The 21,201-nt window shown below is 46.1% G+C and carries 21 protein-coding genes; 19 read left to right on the forward strand and 2 right to left on the reverse strand.

What is annotated here, in order from left to right:
- Positions 1-4: 4 nt before the first annotated feature.
- Positions 5-1,177: a cation:proton antiporter gene (locus ACFSVM_RS09390; RefSeq protein WP_379261670.1), complete on the reverse strand. Its 1,173-nt coding sequence runs from the start codon at positions 1,175-1,177 to the stop codon at positions 5-7.
- 381 nt (positions 1,178-1,558) lie between these two features.
- Between ACFSVM_RS09390 and ACFSVM_RS09395 the strand changes: the two genes are divergently transcribed.
- The 5 genes from ACFSVM_RS09395 to ACFSVM_RS09415 are packed head-to-tail and all read left to right on the forward strand — an operon-like array spanning position 1,559 to position 5,597.
- Complete coding sequence (locus tag ACFSVM_RS09395) at positions 1,559-1,894, forward strand: UxaA family hydrolase (RefSeq protein ID WP_305954057.1); 336 nt, start codon at positions 1,559-1,561, stop codon at positions 1,892-1,894.
- Complete coding sequence (locus ACFSVM_RS09400; RefSeq protein WP_076315216.1) at positions 1,891-3,051, forward strand: UxaA family hydrolase; 1,161 nt, start codon at positions 1,891-1,893, stop codon at positions 3,049-3,051. Before ACFSVM_RS09395 ends, ACFSVM_RS09400 begins: the two co-directional genes overlap by 4 nt.
- Positions 3,052-3,063: 12 nt before the next feature.
- Complete coding sequence (locus ACFSVM_RS09405; RefSeq protein ID WP_379261673.1) at positions 3,064-3,858, forward strand: SDR family NAD(P)-dependent oxidoreductase; 795 nt, start codon at positions 3,064-3,066, stop codon at positions 3,856-3,858.
- 37 nt (positions 3,859-3,895) lie between these two features.
- Positions 3,896-4,669: an SDR family NAD(P)-dependent oxidoreductase gene (locus tag ACFSVM_RS09410; protein WP_379261675.1), complete on the forward strand. Its 774-nt coding sequence runs from the start codon at positions 3,896-3,898 to the stop codon at positions 4,667-4,669.
- Between the two features lie 25 nt (positions 4,670-4,694).
- Positions 4,695-5,597 (forward strand): fumarylacetoacetate hydrolase family protein, encoded by a 903-nt coding sequence (locus ACFSVM_RS09415; RefSeq protein WP_379261677.1) that lies wholly within the window; start codon positions 4,695-4,697, stop codon positions 5,595-5,597.
- Between the two features lie 104 nt (positions 5,598-5,701).
- On the opposite strand, the gene ACFSVM_RS09420 is transcribed toward ACFSVM_RS09415, so the two are convergent.
- Positions 5,702-6,532, reverse strand: coding sequence for a MurR/RpiR family transcriptional regulator (locus tag ACFSVM_RS09420; protein ID WP_379261679.1), 831 nt, complete (start codon positions 6,530-6,532; stop codon positions 5,702-5,704).
- 200 nt (positions 6,533-6,732) lie between these two features.
- Between ACFSVM_RS09420 and ACFSVM_RS09425 the strand changes: the two genes are divergently transcribed.
- The 14 genes from ACFSVM_RS09425 to ACFSVM_RS09490 all read left to right on the forward strand — a co-directional run bounded on the left by ACFSVM_RS09425 (position 6,733) and on the right by ACFSVM_RS09490 (position 21,102).
- On the forward strand, positions 6,733-7,611 hold the full coding sequence (locus ACFSVM_RS09425) for a cell division protein FtsQ (protein ID WP_379261681.1): 879 nt from the start codon (positions 6,733-6,735) through the stop codon (positions 7,609-7,611).
- Complete coding sequence (locus tag ACFSVM_RS09430) at positions 7,604-9,421, forward strand: ABC transporter ATP-binding protein (protein WP_379261682.1); 1,818 nt, start codon at positions 7,604-7,606, stop codon at positions 9,419-9,421. The genes ACFSVM_RS09425 and ACFSVM_RS09430 overlap by 8 nt, the downstream gene beginning before the upstream one ends.
- Positions 9,382-10,215, forward strand: a complete 834-nt coding sequence (locus ACFSVM_RS09435; RefSeq protein ID WP_379261684.1) for an energy-coupling factor transporter transmembrane component T family protein — start codon at positions 9,382-9,384, stop codon at positions 10,213-10,215. The genes ACFSVM_RS09430 and ACFSVM_RS09435 overlap by 40 nt, the downstream gene beginning before the upstream one ends.
- Before the next feature lie 54 nt (positions 10,216-10,269).
- Positions 10,270-11,064: a PHP domain-containing protein gene (locus ACFSVM_RS09440; protein ID WP_379261686.1), complete on the forward strand. Its 795-nt coding sequence runs from the start codon at positions 10,270-10,272 to the stop codon at positions 11,062-11,064.
- Positions 11,065-11,262: 198 nt separating this feature from the next.
- Entirely contained in the window at positions 11,263-12,465 is a 1,203-nt protein-coding gene (locus ACFSVM_RS09445) for an aminotransferase-like domain-containing protein (protein ID WP_076315225.1), read from the forward strand.
- Between the two features lie 165 nt (positions 12,466-12,630).
- Positions 12,631-13,287, forward strand: a complete 657-nt coding sequence (locus ACFSVM_RS09450; RefSeq protein ID WP_090727015.1) for a hypothetical protein — start codon at positions 12,631-12,633, stop codon at positions 13,285-13,287.
- Positions 13,288-13,314: 27 nt separating this feature from the next.
- On the forward strand, positions 13,315-14,019 hold the full coding sequence (locus tag ACFSVM_RS09455) for a hypothetical protein (protein WP_076315227.1): 705 nt from the start codon (positions 13,315-13,317) through the stop codon (positions 14,017-14,019).
- A 162-nt stretch (positions 14,020-14,181) separates the two neighbouring features.
- Positions 14,182-14,766 carry a hypothetical protein gene (locus tag ACFSVM_RS09460; RefSeq protein WP_076315228.1) on the forward strand — a complete coding sequence of 195 codons (585 nt, stop codon included), beginning with the start codon at positions 14,182-14,184 and terminating at the stop codon, positions 14,764-14,766.
- 125 nt (positions 14,767-14,891) lie between these two features.
- The gene (locus tag ACFSVM_RS09465; protein WP_218145904.1) at positions 14,892-16,004 is read left to right on the forward strand and encodes a Gfo/Idh/MocA family protein; all 1,113 of its coding nucleotides are present in this window, start codon (positions 14,892-14,894) and stop codon (positions 16,002-16,004) included.
- A gap of 76 nt (positions 16,005-16,080) precedes the next feature.
- The gene (locus ACFSVM_RS09470) at positions 16,081-16,836 is read left to right on the forward strand and encodes a sugar phosphate isomerase/epimerase family protein (protein WP_177178826.1); all 756 of its coding nucleotides are present in this window, start codon (positions 16,081-16,083) and stop codon (positions 16,834-16,836) included.
- An 18-nt stretch (positions 16,837-16,854) separates the two neighbouring features.
- Positions 16,855-17,769 (forward strand): AraC family transcriptional regulator, encoded by a 915-nt coding sequence (locus ACFSVM_RS09475; protein ID WP_379261689.1) that lies wholly within the window; start codon positions 16,855-16,857, stop codon positions 17,767-17,769.
- A 42-nt stretch (positions 17,770-17,811) separates the two neighbouring features.
- Positions 17,812-18,867 (forward strand): oxidoreductase, encoded by a 1,056-nt coding sequence (locus ACFSVM_RS09480; protein WP_090727011.1) that lies wholly within the window; start codon positions 17,812-17,814, stop codon positions 18,865-18,867.
- A gap of 41 nt (positions 18,868-18,908) precedes the next feature.
- Positions 18,909-19,736 (forward strand): sugar phosphate isomerase/epimerase family protein, encoded by an 828-nt coding sequence (locus ACFSVM_RS09485; RefSeq protein ID WP_090727010.1) that lies wholly within the window; start codon positions 18,909-18,911, stop codon positions 19,734-19,736.
- A complete protein-coding gene (locus ACFSVM_RS09490) occupies positions 19,726-21,102 on the forward strand; it encodes an MATE family efflux transporter (protein ID WP_076315233.1) in 1,377 nt (458 codons plus the stop codon). Before ACFSVM_RS09485 ends, ACFSVM_RS09490 begins: the two co-directional genes overlap by 11 nt.
- Positions 21,103-21,201 lie beyond the last annotated feature (99 nt).

Genomic DNA, 21,201 nt, shown 5'->3' on the forward strand with positions numbered 1-21,201 from the left:
CATTTTATTTCTGTGAACTTGCTTGACTCCGCTTCTTCGCATGTTTATCCGCGAACATGATTTTGAGAAGCGGGGGAGTAACGAGAGTTGTTACAATAACCATGATTATGACCGAAGTGTAATACTGCGGATCCAATAGGCCTGAAGCAAGGCCAGTTCCGGCGATAATCAAAGCAACTTCGCCCCGGGATATCATTCCTGTACCGATGGAGAAGGAGGAATGCATATTGAATCCTGTCAGCTTGGCACCCAGTGCTCCACCGAGGAGCTTCGTGAGAATGGCCGTCACACTTAGGACGATGATGAACCCGATCTGAGAGCCAACGCCTTCGAAATTCACATTAAGACCAATACTTACAAAGAATACCGGAACAAACAAGCTGTATGCGATCGGCTCAAGCTTGTGCTCCACCGTGTGCTTGTATGGTGTTTGAGAAATGGCAATCCCTGCTGCAAATGCGCCGATGATACCTGCAACGCCCATCCACTCGGCAAAATAAGAAAAGGCAAGTGCGATGATGACACCACCGGAGATTACGGTCTCCGACACTCTAAGCTTGCTGAGCCACTTCATGATGAGCGGAACAACCCAGATTGCTGCTGCGATGATGACAACGAAGAACAATACCTTCTTACCAATAAGAGAACCAATACTTACGGATTCTCCTGTTCCCAGCAGACTCATCATCACGGCAAGCAGGACAACGACAAGAATATCATCCACTACGGCAGCACCCAGTATGGTTGTACCCTCGCGTGAATTCAGTTTGTTCATTTCCTTCAGCGTTTGAACGGAAATACTCACGGATGTTGCACAGAGCAGAAGTCCAAGGAATAATGCATGACTTTGCTCAATTCCAAAAGCCAAAGCAGAGCTGTATCCGCCCAGGAATGGCAGAATGATACCGCCAACCGCTACAGCAAGAGCAGCCTTCCAGTTCTTTCGGAGCTCCTCCAAATCCGTTTCCAGTCCTGCAATGAACATGAGGATCAGGACACCAATTTCTGAGAATTCATGAATAAATGAGGTCTGATGTATCCATCCAAGTACAGCCGGACCAAGAATTACACCGGCAATCAATTCTCCAAGAACGGAAGGCTGCCCCAGCTTGAGGGACAAATGACCTGCCAGTTTAGTGAAGATGAGGATGAGGACTAGGTGTAGAATAAATTCCATATCTTTCTCCTTTCGTTTCCACATTTATGTTGTTACATCATCGGGAGAAATATCCACTCTCAACTAAAAAGGCGCATTTACGCAATATCCCCGTAAACACGCCTTAAAAATAAACAGAGAGGGGCCTTGTGTGGCAGGCTCCTCCCGTGAACAACATATTTGATTTTAACAACTGAATCATGAGTTAAGAAAATGATTCAACTATAATTTTTATTATAACAGTTCGAATTCATTTTGTGAATATGCAGCCGTTATTTTATTTATCTACTTTCAACATCGAGTAGGTTCAGTTATATGAAGAGAAATTCGAACTATTGACAGTACCAACCAACCTTGTTAATTTAAGGTTTATGATAGCGTGGATTCCAGTATGATAAGGCGGTGAGTATCATAAGAGAAGATGTGCATATCGGTGCTGATGTTATTCAAATGCATGCAGATGATCATGTGGCAACAGCGCTCAAGGACTTGCAAGCCGGAGAGGACATCTCTTTTGTTTTTAATGGTAACCGTTTTCAATTAACCGTTCTGAATGACATCCCGTTCGGTCATAAAGTGGCGCTGAGTCAAATACCCGAAGGCACGAAGATAAAGAAGTACGGGGAAGTTATAGGCCAGGCTAGTATCGCGATCGAAGCAGGGCAGCATGTGCATATTCACAATATTGAAGGATTACGAGGACGCGGTGATCAAGCAGGAAGGGAAGGGATAGTATGAATACGATTCAAGCTTATCTGCGTCCCAATGGCGATATTGGAATTCGCAATCATTTGTTAATCATCCCCACCGTAATATGCTCTAACCAAGTCAGTAATCGTATTATGCAGATGGTGCCGGATACCGTTGCAATTCCTCATCAGCACGGCTGTTCGCAGATCGGAGCAGATAAGGAGCGTACCTTTAACATGCTGGCGGGGACAGGGAAGAATCCGAATGTGGGTGGCGTCATCATTATCAGTCTGGGCTGTGAGGTTGTGGACCCCGCTGCACTGGCAGAGGAAATCAGGAAAACAGGCAAGCCGGTTGAAATGTTTGATATCCAATCTGTAGGAGGATCTGTCAAAGCGATAACACACGGAATCGAAATTGCTCGAAAAATGAAGACACAGCTGGATGCCATGCCCAAGGTGTCTGTTCCGATAAGCAAGCTGAAGGTGGGTGTAAAATGTGGAGGTTCAGATGCAACATCCGGCCTGGCTTCTAATCCTGCATTGGGTGCGGCCAGTGACATGCTTATTGGCCAAGGTGGAGGCGTCGTAATCGGTGAAACAACAGAGATCATAGGAGCGGAGCATGTGCTTGCTGAACGGTGTACTTCACCAGAGATGAAGCGCAGGATGTTTGAAATCGTTGATCGATTTGAAAAAGAAGTCGAACGTATGGGCGCAGATATGCGCGGCGGCAATCCCAGTCCAGGAAATATTGCGGGCGGTCTGTCCACCATCGAAGAGAAGTCACTTGGATGTATCAGTAAATGCGGTACTGCACCTATTAATGGAATTATAGAATATGCAGAAGCGATTCCTGAAAGCGGTTTATATTTTATGGATTCACCTGGAAACGATATTGAATGTGTATCAGGAATGGCAGCCGGCGGTGCACATATCGTCTGCTTTACGACCGGAAGAGGCACCCCGACAGGTGCAGCTGTGCTTCCTGTCATTAAGATTACAGGGAATAAGCGGATGTATGACCAGATGAGCGACAATATGGATGTTGATGTAAGCGGAATGCTGTCCGGGGAACTCAGCTTAGAACAAGCTGGGGAAGCCATCTGGGAGGAGATTGTTGAAGTAGCGAACGGTAAGCTGACAAAAGCAGAAATACTCGGCCACCAGGAATTCAGCATTAATCGCATTGGACCTAGTTTATAAGGAGGAAGGAAGATGGGGAGACTCGAGAACCGCATTGCTCTGGTGACGGGAGGAAGCCGGGGAATTGGAGAGGCTATTGTATACAGGCTTGCTGAGGAAGGAGCTCATGTGGCAATTAATTATTCCTCGGATCGATCAAGAGCGCTGGCCGAACAAGTGGCCAGAAATGCTGAAGTCCATGGTGTTAAGACGATGATCGTGCAGGCCGATGTAGGTAAGAAAGCTCAAGTGGATGCCATGTTCTCAGCCATAGAGGAGGAACTTGGAGAGATCGAGATCTTGGTCAACAATGCAGGAATTGCGCCGTTCGAGCCTTTTATGAAGGCCACGGAAGAGACTTGGGATCGAACATTTGATACGAATGTCAAATCAATCTTCCTCTGTTCTCAGCTCGCTGCTAGTAAAATGATTCCCAAAAGAAGCGGAAAAATAGTAAATGTTCTATCTACAGCAAGCCTTGTCGTTACAAGTCCTGTAATCCCACATTACCAATCATCCAAAGCAGCAGGTCATATGCTGACGAAGGGCATGGCGATTGAGCTCGGCAAATATGGAATTAACGTTAATGCCGTTGGACCGAGTACAGTAGACACGGATATGTGTACTGATTTTCTGGCTGACCCGGCAATCCGGGCCAAAGAGATTGAAGCCAATCCGATGAAGAGGCTGGGTACAGCACGTCAAATCGGAGATGCAGTTGTATTTCTCGCATCAGAAGAGGCGATGCAGGTGAACGGACATTTGCTGATGGTGGATGGTGGCTTATCAGTGAAAGCTGCTCAGCCAGAGGATCATATGGAACGATAGCAGTTTGAGGTGGATAACGAATAAGGGGGGATTACTATTGCGTTTGGCAAATAAAATCGCCTTAATTACCGGATCCGGATCTGGAATCGGCAAGAGCAGTGCACTGCTCTTTGCTAAGGAAGGTGCTGTTGTCCTTGTCAATGACTTGAATGAGGATAAAGGACAGGAGACCGTTCAGGAGATCACTGCTTCTGGAGGTACAGCTCTATTCATGCAAGCAGATGTAACCCACGCCAATCAGGTGGAAGAGATGGTTGAACGCATTATAGATCAATTTGGCAGAGTTGATATCCTGTTTAATAATGCAGGGATCAGCGGAATTGGACAGCTGCATGAGATAGAGCCAGACGACTGGGATCGTGTCATGACGGTAAATATTCGTGGTGTGTATCTGCCTTCAAAATATGTTCTTCCTCATATGATGAAGGAGAAGAACGGATCTATTATCAATATGTCTTCCTGCATTGCCGAGATTGGACTAGCCAAGCGTGCATCCTATTCTGCGACCAAGGGAGCGGTGCTGGCCCTCACCAAATCCATGCAGGTTGATTATGCCCCATACAACATTCGGGTGAATGCTCTCCTCCCCGGCACCATACTTACCCCTTTCGTTGAAAATTACTTGCGATCTTCTTATGATGATCCAGCCGAAGCCTTTGAAGCTTTGAAGACAAGACAATTAAGCGGCGATTTGGGGAGACCGGATGACGTAGCCAGTGCTGCGCTCTTCCTTGCTTCCGACGAATCCAGATTCATGATGGGTTCCCCTCTGTATATTGATGGCGGCGTTGTTTTCGGCAAGAATGCATAATACATAAAAAGGAGTGGACTTGAACATGAAGCTTGTTACATTTCTAGTAAATGGTGATATCCGATTGGGGATTAAGATTGATCATGGCATTATCGATGTAAATACAGCTGCTTCGCTGCTGCCAGACATGAACCGGGTTCCAATGGATATCCATGCTGCAATTGAGGCAGGGCAGTCAGGAATACAAGAATTGGAACGACTTAAGAGTGCGGTCGCAGAGAATAAGGAAGTGCAAGCACAATCCATATTGCCGGAAGATGAGGTCTCCTATGCTCCATGTGTGACCCATCCGAGCAAAATCATCTGTGTTGGACTGAACTATCGGCGGCATGCTGAGGAGACAAACGCGGCAATTCCTGAATATCCAATTCTATTCAATAAATTCAATAACACCCTGGCTGCACATGGGGAAGACATTCCGCTGCCCAGAGTTAGCAGTGAAGTGGATTATGAAGCTGAACTTGTGATTGTTATCGGGAAGGAAGCCAAATACGTAACCCAAGCAGATGCGCTGGATTATGTCTATGGATATTGTAATGTGAATGATTTGTCTGCACGTGATCTGCAGATGCGAACTCCTCAATGGCTGCTTGGTAAATCGTGCGACAAATTCTCTCCGCTTGGCCCTTACTTGGTAACAGCTGACGAGATTGGTGACCCTAACTCACTGGATATCCGGTGTATTGTAAATGGAGAAACAAAGCAAAGCTCCAATACCTCGGACATGATCTTTCACTGTGACGAGATTGTCAGCTATATCTCACAGCATATGACGCTTCTGCCCGGAGATATCATTTTGACAGGAACTCCGGAAGGGGTCGTTCTTGGGTTACCTAAGGAAGACCGGGTATATCTGAAACCAGGAGACACCGTGACTATCGAAATAGAGAAGCTGGGATCTCTGACAAATCGGATGGTCTCTGAATAAATACAGCTAAGAACGATCGAATCGATATGTTGATTCGATCGTTCTATTTGTGGTGGTAAGCAGTCCTTTTTTAGCTATCACATACATTCTCCTACACTAATTTACTAACGCGGAAGCTTAGAATAATATCTTGCCCGTAATTGCTGTAGATGTCTCAGCTTCCCGAGACTTTCCTCATTCATAGCGAGACCCACGTTGAGAATTAAATTCTCAATGACGAATACAGGTCCAATCATGGAATGGAATTCCCATACTTCACCTCTTCCCGCATACAGCACCAGATCTGCCTGACTTGCCCGAGGATATACCAGGCGGTCCGTGATCAGAATGACCCGATAGCCTGCTTCCTCAGCATAATCCAATATCACTTCAATTTCCGGCTGTATCTGGACGAAACCAAAGACAAGAAGCACGTCATCGGGGCCTGCGTGCATCAGCGTCTCGAGTAATTCATGACCGCTTGCAGCCATAATCTGAATATGGAGGCCAAATCGATGTAATCGAAATGCGAACAGTTCTGCGAGCGAAATACACGGACCTGGGGCAAAAACAAAGATCTGTCTCGCTTGACGTATCGCTTCAGAGGCGTCATTAAGTACTTCAGAATCCAGTCGTTTACATGTTTCATCCAAATGATGATGAATTGTACTGAGCAGTGTCTGTGGCAGTGGGAGACCTTCGATCTTGCTCATCGTTTCTTCTAATTTGACCGCAGGAGCCGATTCCAAGCGGAAACGAAGCTTTGCCTTGAACTGCTTGGCATTGACGTAACCCACGGATTTCCAGAACCTTGACACAGAGGCAATGCTGATTCCAACCTCGTCTGCAATCTCCTGTTCCGTCATATACAGAATTCGCTGCTCATTCCGCTGTATAAAATCAGCCAGCAGCCGCTGATTAGTAGAAAAGTGTTTTTTACCCCATTCTTCATACATCTGATTGCACACCCCCAATTTTTTTGCTCTTCCCTCGCATAGATAGCCTTAATATAGGGAGCTAATGTTATGTAAATATGTTTACACCGTCAAAAATGATGAAAAAATGTTGATCTTGCGTTAATATAACTGGAATTTTGCGATAATCAGCCCTTCCTATAATGGTGTTATATTCACGATTAGAGGAGGAAATTAAAACGATGAATACATTGTCGGCACGGTACACACTGACCTCATCTCAAAAAATGATGATATTCGTACTGTCCATGTCTTTGTATGGTTTGTCCAACATGTTCACAGAACTGATTCCAAGCGTGCAGCTCGGGCCTATCGAATTATCGGTGGAGTACTTCGCCTTCATTCCACTCACGCTGTGCATGCTGTTTCATCCGCTGTATGCTGCTGTCGGCGCATCGGTAGGGGAGATCATCTTCGGTGAGCTGATGCTCGGTCAATTCTGCGGCCTCGGCGAAGTTGAGAAATTCATCACTTTTTCCTTGGCAATGTACACAGCGGGTCGATTAGTTAAGGATCCGACGAACAAGCTTCAGGTAGGGATCGCAGCCATTACGGGGGTGGCGATTCATCAATTACTTAGTTCTATAGTGGACATTGTTAAGGTCTGGGTAGGTGTAGAAGAGCTTGAAGCAGTGGAGGGACTTGCTGAAAGTATCGTCGTCATCGAAGGGGTTGGTTTCCTAAACGACGTGTTTTTCTCAGGCATATTGTTCGCTCTGCTTCCGACCCTATATCTTGTTCCCCGGCTGTATGGAAAGATCGAACCGCTTCTAGGCATACGTCCTCGTCATAAAGGAATGAAATATGATACAGCTGCATGGTTATCACCGAAATATGTGATCCTCAGTGTAATTCTTGCCGTTGTAGCGGTTGGAGCAGAAATTCTCTCTGAGACAGAATGGAACATTGCCGAATGGGAGGATATCTTTACAGGCGTGTCCGAACAGCAGCTCATATGGATCAGTATTGGCGCAGCCGCTCTAATAACGGTCGTTACACTTATTATAATGCGCAGCAAAGCTGGGAAGTCGGATACAGGAACGGAGACCAAAAATGTCTGAGCCCATCATCCAATTATCCAACATTTCGTTTACATATCCCGGTGATGAAGTCCCTGTGTTAGATCAGGTATCGCTTACCGTGAACAAGGGTGATTTTATCGCCATTGTCGGAAGCAATGGGTCGGGCAAATCTACGCTATGTAAATGTATTAACGGTCTGATCCCGCACTATTATACAGGTGAATATACCGGGGATGTGACGGTCTGTGGGTTGGCTGCAGAAGTTGCAGGGGTAGCAGAGCTATCCAGATATGTAGGCTATGTATATCAGGATTTTGAGAATCAGCTGGTCAGGCCTACCGTCATGGACGATGTCATGTTCACACCGCTGAATTACGGATATAAGGATTACGCTGCCCGCGGCGAGAGAGCGCTGCGCATGATGGGACTTTACGGTGTAAAGGATGCCTTTATCTGGTCACTTAGCGGTGGACAGAAGCATTTGCTCGCCCTCGCCGGTGCACTTGCCATGGATCCTGAAGTTCTGGTTATCGACGAGCCTGTATCCCAGCTTGATCCGCGTCACGCCCGGCAAATATACGATATTCTACAGCATCTGAATGAGGTTTTGGGAAAAACCATTATTGTCATCGAACATCATGCAGAGTTTATTGCTGATTACTGCAATGAGGTTGTATTAATGGATCGTGGTCGAATGAAGTGGAAGCTTCCTGTACGCGAGGCATTATCTTCAGTGGAAACGCTGCTGGATCTCGGTATCTTCCCGCCGCAGGTGACTCAGGCAGCTTGGCGGGTTGCCCGTCAACATAGCATAGATCCACAGAAAGAGCATGCGCATAAGGACCAGCTTCTTCCCATAACACTGGAGGAAGCCATACATTGGTTTGCTGCGGAGGAGAGAATCGAGGCGAAAACTCAGGATAAGCCAATGATCCACCACCAGACGGACATTAAAGATGCAGCAAACACCCTGATCCTGGCTGAAGATGTTCATCTGTCCTACCGAACAATTCTTAGAAAAATGCAGTCGGTATTAGATGGAGTTGATCTGCACATTCATTCGGGTGAGTCCATCGCCATCGTGGGCAATAACGGTGCAGGCAAATCCTCTCTTCTGAAGCTGATTGCGGGTATTGTGAAGCCGACATCGGGTTACTTGCAGGTAAATGGTCATGATGTAAGATCAATGACACCAGAGAAAATGGCTAGACATACGGCTTATGTATACCAAAATCCAGAGGAAATGTTCATTGAAGATTCCGTTGAAAAAGAAATTGCTTACTATCTGAATGCGCATCGTGTACAAGGTAAAGATCAGCGGCTTGAAGGCATGCTGCAGCATTTCCGATTAGAGGAGCTTAGGGACAAGGATGCCCGGCTGCTAAGCGGTGGACAGCAGCGCCGTACGGCCCTGGCGATTGGCGCAGCCATGGAGCCAGCTATTATGCTCCTGGATGAACCGACAGCTAATCTGGATATCGCGACCAAGCAGGAGATGCAGCACGTATTAGCTTCATTGAAGGACAAGGTAGAGACTGTTATTATTGCCACGCATGATATGCAGCTGGTCTCCGAGTGGGCTACTCGAATCATCGTTATGCATCAGGGAGTTGTACTCGCAGATGGAACGAAGGAAGAAATCTTCGCTGACGGGAGACTGCTGGAGCGTGCAGGTCTAGTATCGACGCAGCTCATGGAGCTTAGCCTTGCTCTAGGATTGCCAAGGATCTGCTATACACTTGAGGAGTTTCTCGCATTTTATTCACCTGCAAGCGGGTCTGAGCTAACGGGGGAAGGGGAGGTGAGCACATGGATATCGTCCGAAAAACGCTTGACCGCATCTCCGTAGAACGGATTAAGCTGGAGCTGTTAGGGACTGCCTATGGCAGATCAACGACTTTTATTGGAAGGTTAGACCCACGAACCTTGCTGCTGTGGTATCTGTTCTTTGCGATCGTTCCTTGGTTCATACATAACACGACCGTACTGTTCGGTATGTTTGTGTTTATCGTTAGTATGACGGCCCTTGCGAGGGTCAGCTACGTTATTCTCATTATTTTAACGCTGGGTCTCGTTGGTCAGGTAGGGTGGATGTTTCTATTCTCCATGCTGTTTGGGGGCAGCCTTGAATCATTATTACCGCTTCTCACTCTTACACTCAAATTATCCGTTATTTCGCTGGCGAGCATTGCTGTATTTTCCAGTATGGATCCAGAGAAATTAAGTGACGGTCTATCTGCGTTTGGCGTTCCCGAAGCATTCTCGTTCAGCTTATCGTACGGTTATCGAATACTACCCACACTGTTATCAGAGTTTCATCAAATCCTGCTGTCTTATCGGCTAAGAGGACGCTCGCCGGAGCGTCCTGGCGTACTCTACTTCAGGAACATCATTTACTATTTACGTATTCTGGTGCTCAGCTTCTATCCCCTCATGCTGAATACGGCTAAACGTTCGAGGACGACCGTTGAGGCACTTGAGATCAGAGGTTTTACCTACGGGATGAATCATCCCGAGGTGAAGAAGCTGAGGCTGTCCTATCTTAAGATTCGAGCCCTCGATGTTTATTTTATTGTATTTTCAATTGCTTATATTAGCTGGCTGTTCTGGTTTGGAGAGAGTCTGCCGAACCTGCTGTATTAACCAATTGACAGAAAGGTTCCTAACTCAAGTTATATCTAAGGAGAGTTGAATCCAATGTTCTTAGACTTGCATACTCATGGGAAGTTATCCAAGAAATCTGATTTTTCGCTAGCCTATTTCAAGGAGATGCTGACAGAAGCAAGGGCGAACAACATTTCAGGCATCGCCCTGACCGAGCATTTTAATACGAACAATTTTGGACAGATCTATGCAGCACTTGATGAGGCTTATTCTTATAATGGGCATTACTACGAGGCCGAGGGGGTCCGTGTATTTCCAGGGATGGAGGTCGATATTAGAGAAACAGGACATATCCTTCTGATTAGCACAAGAGAGGAGATCTTGTCCATTCGGGAACAGCTTGAGCCTTATCTGTCTAAAGATAACTTCATCCCGTTTGCCCAGCTGCTTGACCTTGTAGAGGAACGGAATGTACTTAAGATTGGAGCGCATCCATATCGCTCATGGACCCCGCTTCACCATATCAATGTAAACCTGCTGAAGCGGCTTGATGCCCTGGATCTTAATGCTAAGGATCTGTACAAACAAGGCATAACGGCGTATCAGGCGAAGATTTATCCCTTTGCAGAACTTCTCGGGCTCCCGATTGTCGCTGGAAGCGACAGTCATCAATGTCTTCAATATGGGAGCGTGATCAATAGGATGAACGAGTCTGTTCATAGCGTCGCTGAACTAAGACTGGCTATTCAGCAGGGAGCCTATCAAGTTGAAATATCGGATTCACTAGAGCTGAGGGTTAAGGCATCCGTGATGATGAAGAAGCTCCTGAAGCAGCTTCAGGGAGAACCCCCTTCCAGAGACGAATGGGATCAGGTAGTCACCACATAATCAATGTAATGAACTGCGGGAGATCCGCAGTTTTTTTGTTTATAACACGCCGCAGCATATTGAAGATAACAACGAATTGATCCTGCAATTATTGATACAATACATAAGAAGTGATTCTCTGTATAAATTGAATGACAATTATTATTTTTTACAATTCGCCATAGCGTGTTATTATATAATTCAAAGGAGTGTAAATGAATGGACGATAAATATTCAACTAGAGCCGGCTATGTTAAACCGTCGGAGACAAGAGAAATTTTAAAAGTAACGGAAAGACCCGAGGTCATTTCCTTTGCAGGAGGCCTTCCTGCACCTGAACTGTTCCCGGTTGATGCGATCAGAGCAGCCGCCGATGCCGTATTGACGGAGATGGGACAAGCTTCGCTTCAATACAGTACAACTGAAGGATATACCCCTCTGCGTACAGCTATCTGTGAACGAATGAGCGCGATTGGAATTCAATCGAAGGTTGAGCAGGTTCTCGTTACATCTGGCTCGCAGCAGGCGATTGACCTGACAGGCAAGCTGTTTATTAACGAAGGCGATACGGTTATTTGTGAAAGTCCTACATATCTGGCTGCCATTAATGCATTTAAAGTATATGACGCTAGGTTCGTAGAAGTCGCTATGGATGATGACGGCATGATCATGGAGGAGCTGGAGAAGACCCTTCAAGCCCATCCGGAGGCCAAGTTTATCTATACGATTCCTGACTTCCAGAACCCGACAGGTCGTACCTTGAAGCTGGATAGAAGGCAGCGAATGGTGGAGCTGGCGAATAAATATAATGTGCTGATTGTCGAAGATAATCCGTATGGTGCGGTTCGATTTGCGGGTGAATCTCTTCCACCGGTCAAGCACTTTGATACCGAAGGCAGAGTGATTTATCTCAGCACCTTCTCCAAAATATTTGCACCAGGACTTCGTCTTGGCTGGGTATGTGCAAGTGAAGAGATCATTGATAAGTATGTGGCATTGAAGCAATCGGCTGATCTGCACACAGACAGCTTCGCTCAGATGCTTACCGCGAAATATATGGAGCAGAATGACATTAATGCCCACGTGGAGAAGATCAAAGACGTTTACAAAGAAAGATGCGAGACGATGCTGTCCTGTATCAAGGAGTATTTCCCTGCAAGCATCAAGCACAGTGTGCCCGAGGGTGGTTTATTCATATGGGTTGAGCTTCCGGACACGGTTGATTCAAGCGTGCTGTTTGTTGAATGCCTGAATAATAATGTCGCATTCGTACCTGGAGCACCATTCTTCCCGAACGGCGGGGTTAAGAATACACTGCGTCTTAACTACTCCAATATGCCAAATGAGCGGATTGTGGAAGGCATGAAGCGAATTGGCGAAGTGCTGCAGCGTGAACTGAATGATGTGACGGTTTCAAACTAAACAATTGAATTTTGGCCTGCAGTATCCAGAAGAGACAACTTGGTTGTTAACCAAGTTGTCTCTTTTTTGCTATCCAAAATATTACTTTTAAAGAGTATTAATATATAGTATATTTTGCTAATATTAGTTATCTTATCGACAGAATGATGAATGATGGAGTTGAACATGAAGATATCCAAAGAGAACAAATTAATTCTAACCGCATGTTTGGGACTTATTCTATTTATTCCGCTGATCTCCATTCCCATTAATGCTTATGAGGAGCATAAGACAGAGCAGGAAATCAATCAGCTGGCTTATACCAAGGACACGGTTCAGGAAATGAGAGAACTAGCTTGGGAGAAGACAAAGCAGCACTGGATACAGTATCCGTTGGAAGAATTGCAGCAAGTGGCTGAGCTTCTAAATGAAGAAGAATTGAAATCTGACGAAATCAGGGACAGGATGAATAACGTCTATTTCCATTGGGAGCAAGCGTTATTCCTGTTTACCCTGATGGAGGACCATTTTGATAGAAACGGCCGGGTAACGATCACATCTATGGATTCGGTGACGAGAGAGTACATGGAATTTCTGAAGAAAAAGTGGCTTCTGAAATTCGATATAGCCCTTCGTGATGGTGATCAGGAATTAATGGATCAATTGCGGACAGAAGTCGGCTATCTTATATCGGATTACACGATGCTGACGGAGGCACTAGCCCCCTATCAACTCAATACAGATGCCCCTGCGGATATCGTGACCACTTACAAGCGAGTTATCAAAGAGATAGCGAATCAGCAGGATCGCAGCGAACATTTTTTCTATGAGAAATTACGCTAAGGATATTAATATAATTGAGGTAATACAATGACAAATCAAATTTCAAAGACGAGAATCTGGGTCGTCATAATATGTTCTATACTGCTCATATGGGCAAGCATTGCTTCATTCTACCAGTATGGTCGCAGCGAGGATGAACTGAGCACATATAAAGCTGCAAAATCAGAGCTGTGGTCGGTGAATAAAAAGCTGTGGGAGGAATTGAAGAGCAACTGGATTGATGCTCCCGTGTCCGAGCTGACAGCCATGCAGGTGCTGCTTAATCAGGACAATGTCAAGAGAGAAGACCTGGCGCTTCGGGCGAGTCAAATCTCCGATCATATCTCACGCGCGGTTGAGCAGTTTACATTAATAGAGCCCTATTTCAATGGCAGAGGTGGGGAAAAAGTGTCAACGAACCAATTTATTGTGACGAACCAGCTATACAGTCATTACATTGAAGAGGTGCTGCTGTCTGAGTCGAATTCAGTCATCATCGAGAAGGGGAGTGAAGAGCATAAGCTGCTTTTGGATAACATAGAGCTGCTGCTCCAGGATTATCAAACTTATAAATATTACATAGGTGATCTTCACATCAATGAGAATGGTCCACATAAAATCTACACCGGATTCACAATGGCAGTGAAATCAATAATGAATTCGAGACATAGAGAGGATCATCCTCTATATAATGCCATGCGTAATTCCCTTCCTTTTATATACAATGACGCTATGCCAGCTCCTGAGCTTTAATGATCCTGCCCCAGAAGTTAATATATATATCCTATACAGCTTCTGCTTACGGCAGAGCTGTATTTTTTCACCTGATAAATGCCATTAGTTGCCCAATCATGTACTAAGCAGCGTCATACACTGATCCTATGAATGATTCTTACCTGTAGGAGGCTTCTGGACATGACGATGAAGCGAAAGACGCCTAAAAAATCAGCGCATATTCCGGTATCTCGGGTTCAATACAGTGCTAAAGTAATGCTGCCTTTCTATCGTGCGATTGCAGAGCATCCGAAATATGCAGCTGCGTGGAGCCGGGCAGTGATTGCAGCGGATCTGGATAAGATGGGGTTACTGCTTGGACTGGCTTCGAGGAAGGCCATCGGGCTGCCCCTCGGTTCCAATGGCATCGGATATTTTATTTCTTTTCCCCAAAAAAATTCATTCACCGAGCTGACCAATGGCACGACTATTATACCAGGTTCCGTTCAATTTCACTTTAATACAAGGGTGCACCGCGAGATCGCAAGGGCTGTCATTCCATTGTACACGCAGCTCGCATACAACCGTCCATTCGCAGCAGCCCTATCGAGAGCGGCAGGCGCAGGAGATGGGAAAGCCGTTAACAAAATGGTTCGAGCTCTCGTTAAATCGAAAGCCTTGATCCGTGTTGAATCCGGAATTGAAAATGGAGGTATCGCCCTTAATTTCAAGCCTAGCTGCAGTCCATACATTTATCGTAACCTGTTGTTCCTGGAATCGTTGTAATTCATCCTGAGATCACATCAAATAAATCCAGTTTATTTGCGTTACAGTCCATTGAGCTCCTGGCTGTAATGCGTAATAATAATTACACAAGAGAATCAATTTCATATGTAAAGGATGATGTGATCGTGCGCAGGATTAAAGTAGGCGTTATAGGTACAGGTGTAATTAGTGCTATATATTTAAAAAATTTAACCGGCATGTTTGATAGCATTGTGGAGGTCAAAGCAGTGTCGGACTTGGTACCGGAGCTTGCCCAGAAAAGAGCCGAGGAATACGGCATTCCTCATGTATATACCGTGGAGGAGCTCCTGGCTGACCCCGAGATTGAAATCGTTCTCAATTTGACGGCACCCAGTGCGCATGCTGCACTCAATTTACAGGCATTGCATGCAGGCAAGCATGTGTACACAGAGAAGCCATTTGCACTAAACCGGGAGGATGCCGATCAAGTGTTAAATCTGGCGAAGGAAAAAAACTTGCTCGTGGGCTGTGCGCCTGATACGTTCCTTGGTGCGGGGATTCAGACTTGTATCAAATTAATCAATGACGGCTGGATTGGAACCCCTTATTCTGCAAGCGCCACCATTATTATGGGGAACTCGACAAGCGGTACGCATCCCAATTTCCGCAACTTCTTGAAGCTGGGTGGAGACCCGATTATGGATATGGGGCCCTATTATTTGACCGCTCTGATTGCACTTCTTGGTCCTGTGAACCGTGTAACCGGATCTGCGCGTCAACTACATAAGGAAGTCATTATTCAGAACCCTAAATCTCCTGCCTTTGGCCAGTCGGTTCCCATCGAGGCCCCGACCAATGTATCGGCTGTGCTTGATTTTGACAGCGGAGCGGTGGCCAGCTTCACTGCGGCTAAGGAAGCGTTCGGCTATTCCCCTCGTATGGAGATCTATGGCACGGAAGGCATACTGTACGTCCCAGACCCGAATTTCTTCGGCGGAACGATTTCCATTCAATTTGCGAACGGGCAGACGAAGGAAATTCCACATTCCCATCCGTATGCAGAAGAAGGACGGGGTATGGGTGTTGCCGATATGGCCTATGCAATCCAGTCAGGACGGAAAAATCGAGCCAGTGGACAGCTCGCTCGGCATGTGCTGGATATCTCGCTGGGAATCTTTGAAGCATCGGAGCAAGGACAGCATATTAAGCTGAAATCTTCCGCAGAAAGACCAGCACCTATCCCAATGGGACTGAAGTATAACACCTTGGATATGTAGCCTTGATTGATTGTAAGGATAACTATTGACAGAAATACATGAATACAAAAGAAGCCCAGAGAGGATGTATACAAGTATGAATACGTTTCCAATCGCAGTACAGCCCTATACCGTTCGCGAACAACTCAGCCAAGATTATGTGGGAACGCTAACCCAAATTGCTGAAATTGGTTATCAGGGGATTGAATTAGGTCGTCCTCCAGAAGGGATGACTATAGCAGAACAGAAATCACTGCTGGATCATCTCGGTCTTAAGGTTGTTGGCAGTCATGCAGGATTTGATAAATTTGACTTTGACCCGGATGCTATCGCCGATTATTTGGAAGAAGTGAATGGTGAGAAATTTGTTGCCTTGTCACTTCGCTTTTCTTCTATGGATGAGGTGCTTCTGAAGTCCGCCAAGCTGAATGAAGCCGGAGAGAAGTTCAAGCGAAGAGGAGTTCAGCTGTTGTATCATAATCATGACTGGGAATTCAACAAGTTTGATGGCGAACTTGCTCTAGATATCCTCTTAAGGGAAACAGATCCTGAGCTTGTGAAGCTTGAGCTGGATACCTACTGGGCGAAGCGGGGCGGCGTAGATCCGGTTCAATATTTAAGCAAATTGAAGAATCGCTGTCCGCTGCTGCACATTAAAGATATGGAAGCTGGGGAGGAGCAGTTTTTTGCCGAGATTGGAGAAGGAATTCTCGATTTCCATGCTATTGCAGATACAGCTAAGCAAGTAGGAACGCAGTGGCTCGTCGTTGAACAGGATCAGAGCCGTAGAGATCCGATGGAAAGTCTTAAGATCAGCTTCCGAAATTTGCAGAAGCTGGGGATTAAAGCGTAATAGAAAAGGATGAGCCTTATGTCAAACCGGGTACAACACACACATCAGGTCCAATTGCCGCGTATCCATATTGTCGGCGATATTGTCAAGAAGCCCGGTACCGCTCTCGGTCCAAGACGGATAGATGATTATGAGCTGCTGTTCTTCCCGGACAGCACTCATAGTGTCTATCGGGTAGAGGACCAAGCTTATGTGCTGAAGGAGCCGAGCTTTGTTCTGACCAGACCAGGCGAACTGCATTCCTATGAATATGATCCGAACCAGCCTGCGAGGCACTTATTCATTCATTTTGGATTCGCCGATCCATCTGAAATTGAACAGATCCTGCCCTTTTTTGCTCTTGGAGGACCAAGCTGTGTTCCACTGAGTGAAGAGCTGCATATTGGATTAATGAAGCAAATTATGCATATCGCATATGCCTATCCCGGCAAACTTCAGACGCGTGGCAGCTCCTTGCTATGGTCTTTACTGATGGAGATCGATGGATACCTATATGACGAGCCGATGATGAAGCTTGCCAATCGGGTGCCGCGTCAGATCGTCAAGGCACTGGATTATATAGATCAGCATTTGAATGAGCCTATTTCAATAGAACAGCTGTCACATCAGGTCGGCTGGTCACATGAACATTTTACTAGATCCTTTGTACAGTTTATTGGCCGCTCACCGAGAGAAACCATTATTCACAGACGTATTGATCGAGCCTGTCAGCTCCTTCTGTATGAAGCTGGGAGTATTAAGGAGGTTGCTTTTGCCGTAGGGTTTACGGATGAGAATTATTTCAGCCGCCTGTTTAAGTCGGTGAAAGGTCTCACAGCCAGTCAATACCGCAAGAAGTACTTCAATCCGGTCTATCGTGATCTCGTTCCTGTCAAAGTGTCTGAATCGCAGTATCCGATTAATCGAATTTTATATAACATTGGATCTCATTAGAGATAGAACATATACGAATATATCAAGTAGGTGAATTTAAATATGAATAAAAGTGTCCGAGTTGGTATTATCGGATATGGCTTTGCCGCTAAAACCTTTCATGCTCCAGTCATATCATCTGTTGAAGGACTAGAGCTTGCAGCGATTGTTCAGCGAAGCGGTAATTCCTGCCTGAACGACTACCCATCAATTCAGGTCATGCGGAAGGCCGACGAGCTCTATCGTAATCCTGACATTGATCTGGTTGTCATTACGACACCGAGCACGAATCATTATTCATTTGCCAAGGATGCGCTTATGGCCGGCAAGCATGTTGTCGTGGAGAAGCCCTTCACGACAACAACCGAGGAAGCCGATGAATTGATCTCCATCGCGCAGGAAAAAGGGCTTGTGCTCAGCGTATTCCATAATCGCAGATGGGATGGAGATTATCTAACGCTGCAAGAAGTAGTTCAGCGGAAGCTGGTCGGTCCTATAACAGAAGCGGAGTTCATATGGGACCGTTACAGTCCGCTCGCACATCCAGGACGATGGCGGGATGCTGGAGGGGAAGGCTCGGGCACATTCTATGATCTCGGTGTCCATCTGATTGATCAGGCACTGACTTTGTTTGGATTGCCCAACAGTATTCAAGCCGACTTGAAGGTGCAGCGAGAAGGGGCTCAGGCATCCGACTATTTTGATGTTACGCTTCATTATGACAGCGGACTGTCGGTGAGATTGAAGTCAACCTTGCTCTCGGTAGAACCAGCCCCGAGATATCGCTTGTATGGCAAGAACGGGTCTTATCTCAAATATGGCGAAGATCCACAAGAGGATGCACTCAAAGCTGGCGGAGTACCAGGGACACCGCATTGGGGAGAAGAACCGGACGATAAGTGGGGAACTTTAAACACAACGTTAGATGGGCTTCATTTCACTGGACGGATGAAGACCATCCCTGGCAGCTATGATTCCTATTATCGCAACGTCTATGAAGCCATCACTGGTATGAGTGAACTTACGGTTAAGGCTGAGCAGGCAAGAATGGCTATTCGTGTTATTGAGCTGGGGATGCAAAGTCATGCCGATCAGAGAAGGATACCGTTTACTCCATAACCCTAAGCTAAACCTTAACTACATACGGAAAGAAGGAGATTATGTTGCTGCCTTTTAAATTATGCTTGAATACATCCACACTCCTGCCGTATCGGCTCGGTGTAAGGGAACAGATCCGAATCGCAGCTGAAGCGGGATATCAGGGGATTGAGCTGTGGGTTAAAGATATTGATGCCTATCTTGAAGCAGGTGGACACTTATCCGAACTGCGAAGCGAGCTGGATGCCCACGGCCTTGAATTCGCGAATGCCATTGCATTCTGGAGCTGGGCAGACACCAATCCAGAGGAGCGGAGACGAGGATTCGAACTGGCGGAAAAAGAACTGCACATCCTTGCAGAGCTTGGCTGTACTGCTGCGGCAGCTCCACCTTACGGCAACGTGAGTGATGTGGAACTTGATAACTTTGCCTCTTCATTTGCAAAACTGGCAGAGTTAGCGAGGGGAATCGGAGTCGAGCCTTATCTGGAATTTTGGGGTAAGGCTAAGCGGCTCAATTGTGTTAAAGATGCACAGTATGTTATACAAGCGAGCGGTGTTGCCGGAGCTAAAGTGTTATTAGACCCGTTTCATATGTATACGGGAGGCAGTAATTTAGAAGATCTTGCGGACTGGACGGGTGATCAGATTGGCATTGTACATGTGAATGATTATCCTGAAGTCCCTTTGAAGGAGCATATCGAGGATGCGGACCGAGTGTTCCCAGGTGACGGAATTGCTCCATCTCGACAGCTCGCTGCTCTGTTACACAAATCCGGTTATAAGGGCTACTTATCTCTAGAGCTGTTTAAGGCAGATTATGGAGCATTAACCGCTCTTGAAACAGCTAAGCTTGGGACCCAGAAAATAAAGAAAGCATATGGAATCTAATAAGAACATCCTGCCAGCTGGCAGGCTCACTTTGTTTGCGATTACCTGGCCGATCTTTGTCGAGTCGGCTCTGCAGATGCTGCTCCGTACATCCGATACCTTCATGCTCAGCAGAGTTTCTGATGATGCGGTAGCCGCTGTTGGCGTGGCGAATCAAATTATCATGTTTGCAGTGCTGATGTTTAATTTTGTTGCACTCGGCTCTGCTGTTGTGATTTCGCAGTATTTGGGGGCCGGCAAAAAGTCAGAGATCGGCAGACTTGCAGGATCTTCGCTTGCGCTCAATTTTCTTTTTGGGATTGTCGTCAGTATCGCTGTAGTTGTGTTTAGTGGTCCGTTACTCCGCTTGTTTAATCTGGATCCGGTCTTGTTCGATCAGGCACAGAGCTATTTAATGATTGCTGGAGGAGGACTGGTTATACAGGCTCTTCTGAGTGCAGCAACAGCGATGATCCAGTCCCATGGCTTAACCCGACAAACGATGGTTGTATCGATCTTCATGAATATTATAAATATATGCGGTAATTACCTAGTCATCTTTGGACCTTTTGGCTTTCCTAAGCTGGGCATTGTCGGGGTAGCTATCAGCACAATTATTGCGCAATGTGCTGGCCTTATCATTAATCTAATCCTGCTTCGGAGAACGGCGGAAGTTCGTATACAATGGATGGATATGCTGCATTGGCGCAGAGATCATATGGAGAAGGTGCTGCGTGTAGGAGTTCCCTCTTCTGCGGTATCCTTGTCTTATTCCACCAATCAGTTTGTGACAACAGCGTTTATTTCAATGCTGGGTGCAAGTGCGCTGACAACGAAGATTTACACTCAGAACATTATGTTTTTTGTGATGATCCTGGCCGTTTCACTGGGCAGAGGGGGTCAGATCATTGTTGGTCAGCTGGTTGGAGCTGGGAAGCACGAAGCCACCTACAGCACCGTACTCCGTAATTTAATTCGAAGTCAGTTCATCACCTTAGGTGCCGTATCTATCCTTGTCTTATTTCGGGAACCCCTGATCCGGCTGTTCACAACAGATCCAGATATTATTGCGATGGGAGCTTCCCTGTTGCTGCTCAGTTTTCTGCTGGAGCCTGGCCGTAATTTCAATGTTATATTGGAGCGAGCCCTTCAAGCCACAGGTGATGCCAAAGCAGCCATGCTGGTGTCGATTCTGGTGACCTGGTGCTTCAGTGTCCCGCTCACTTATATACTAGGCATTCATTTAGGTTACGGATTGTATGGGATTTGGGCGGCATTTATTGCAGATGAATGGATGAGAGGCATTCTGCTGTTTATTCGCTGGAAGAGCAAGGCTTGGCAGCAAAAAACGTTGGTTCATACGGATCGCAATAGTCAAGCACTGTAAATATACATTTTAAATGAAGAATGGTGAAATACTATGTACGTAGTATTGGAAGGAAGAGGAAAAGTTTGCTCCTCTTCTTTTTTTAATTGATGAGGTGAC

This window comes from Paenibacillus shunpengii, assembly GCF_042684905.1.
GTDB classification, from domain to species: Bacteria; Bacillota; Bacilli; order Paenibacillales; family Paenibacillaceae; genus Paenibacillus; species Paenibacillus shunpengii.

Coding starts and splice junctions, on each gene's coding strand:
- ACFSVM_RS09475 (WP_379261689.1), top strand. CDS start 16,855: ATGTCAAACCGGGTACAACACACACATCAGGTCCAATTGCCGCGTATC.
- ACFSVM_RS09390 (WP_379261670.1), bottom strand. CDS start 1,177: ATGGAATTTATTCTACACCTAGTCCTCATCCTCATCTTCACTAAACTG.
- ACFSVM_RS09455 (WP_076315227.1), top strand. CDS start 13,315: ATGACAAATCAAATTTCAAAGACGAGAATCTGGGTCGTCATAATATGT.
- ACFSVM_RS09440 (WP_379261686.1), top strand. CDS start 10,270: ATGTTCTTAGACTTGCATACTCATGGGAAGTTATCCAAGAAATCTGAT.
- ACFSVM_RS09435 (WP_379261684.1), top strand. CDS start 9,382: ATGGATATCGTCCGAAAAACGCTTGACCGCATCTCCGTAGAACGGATT.
- ACFSVM_RS09460 (WP_076315228.1), top strand. CDS start 14,182: ATGACGATGAAGCGAAAGACGCCTAAAAAATCAGCGCATATTCCGGTA.
- ACFSVM_RS09470 (WP_177178826.1), top strand. CDS start 16,081: ATGAATACGTTTCCAATCGCAGTACAGCCCTATACCGTTCGCGAACAA.
- ACFSVM_RS09445 (WP_076315225.1), top strand. CDS start 11,263: ATGGACGATAAATATTCAACTAGAGCCGGCTATGTTAAACCGTCGGAG.
- ACFSVM_RS09405 (WP_379261673.1), top strand. CDS start 3,064: ATGGGGAGACTCGAGAACCGCATTGCTCTGGTGACGGGAGGAAGCCGG.
- ACFSVM_RS09425 (WP_379261681.1), top strand. CDS start 6,733: ATGAATACATTGTCGGCACGGTACACACTGACCTCATCTCAAAAAATG.
- ACFSVM_RS09450 (WP_090727015.1), top strand. CDS start 12,631: ATGAAGATATCCAAAGAGAACAAATTAATTCTAACCGCATGTTTGGGA.
- ACFSVM_RS09420 (WP_379261679.1), bottom strand. CDS start 6,532: ATGTATGAAGAATGGGGTAAAAAACACTTTTCTACTAATCAGCGGCTG.
- ACFSVM_RS09430 (WP_379261682.1), top strand. CDS start 7,604: ATGTCTGAGCCCATCATCCAATTATCCAACATTTCGTTTACATATCCC.
- ACFSVM_RS09490 (WP_076315233.1), top strand. CDS start 19,726: ATGGAATCTAATAAGAACATCCTGCCAGCTGGCAGGCTCACTTTGTTT.
- ACFSVM_RS09485 (WP_090727010.1), top strand. CDS start 18,909: ATGTTGCTGCCTTTTAAATTATGCTTGAATACATCCACACTCCTGCCG.
- ACFSVM_RS09415 (WP_379261677.1), top strand. CDS start 4,695: ATGAAGCTTGTTACATTTCTAGTAAATGGTGATATCCGATTGGGGATT.
- ACFSVM_RS09400 (WP_076315216.1), top strand. CDS start 1,891: ATGAATACGATTCAAGCTTATCTGCGTCCCAATGGCGATATTGGAATT.
- ACFSVM_RS09480 (WP_090727011.1), top strand. CDS start 17,812: ATGAATAAAAGTGTCCGAGTTGGTATTATCGGATATGGCTTTGCCGCT.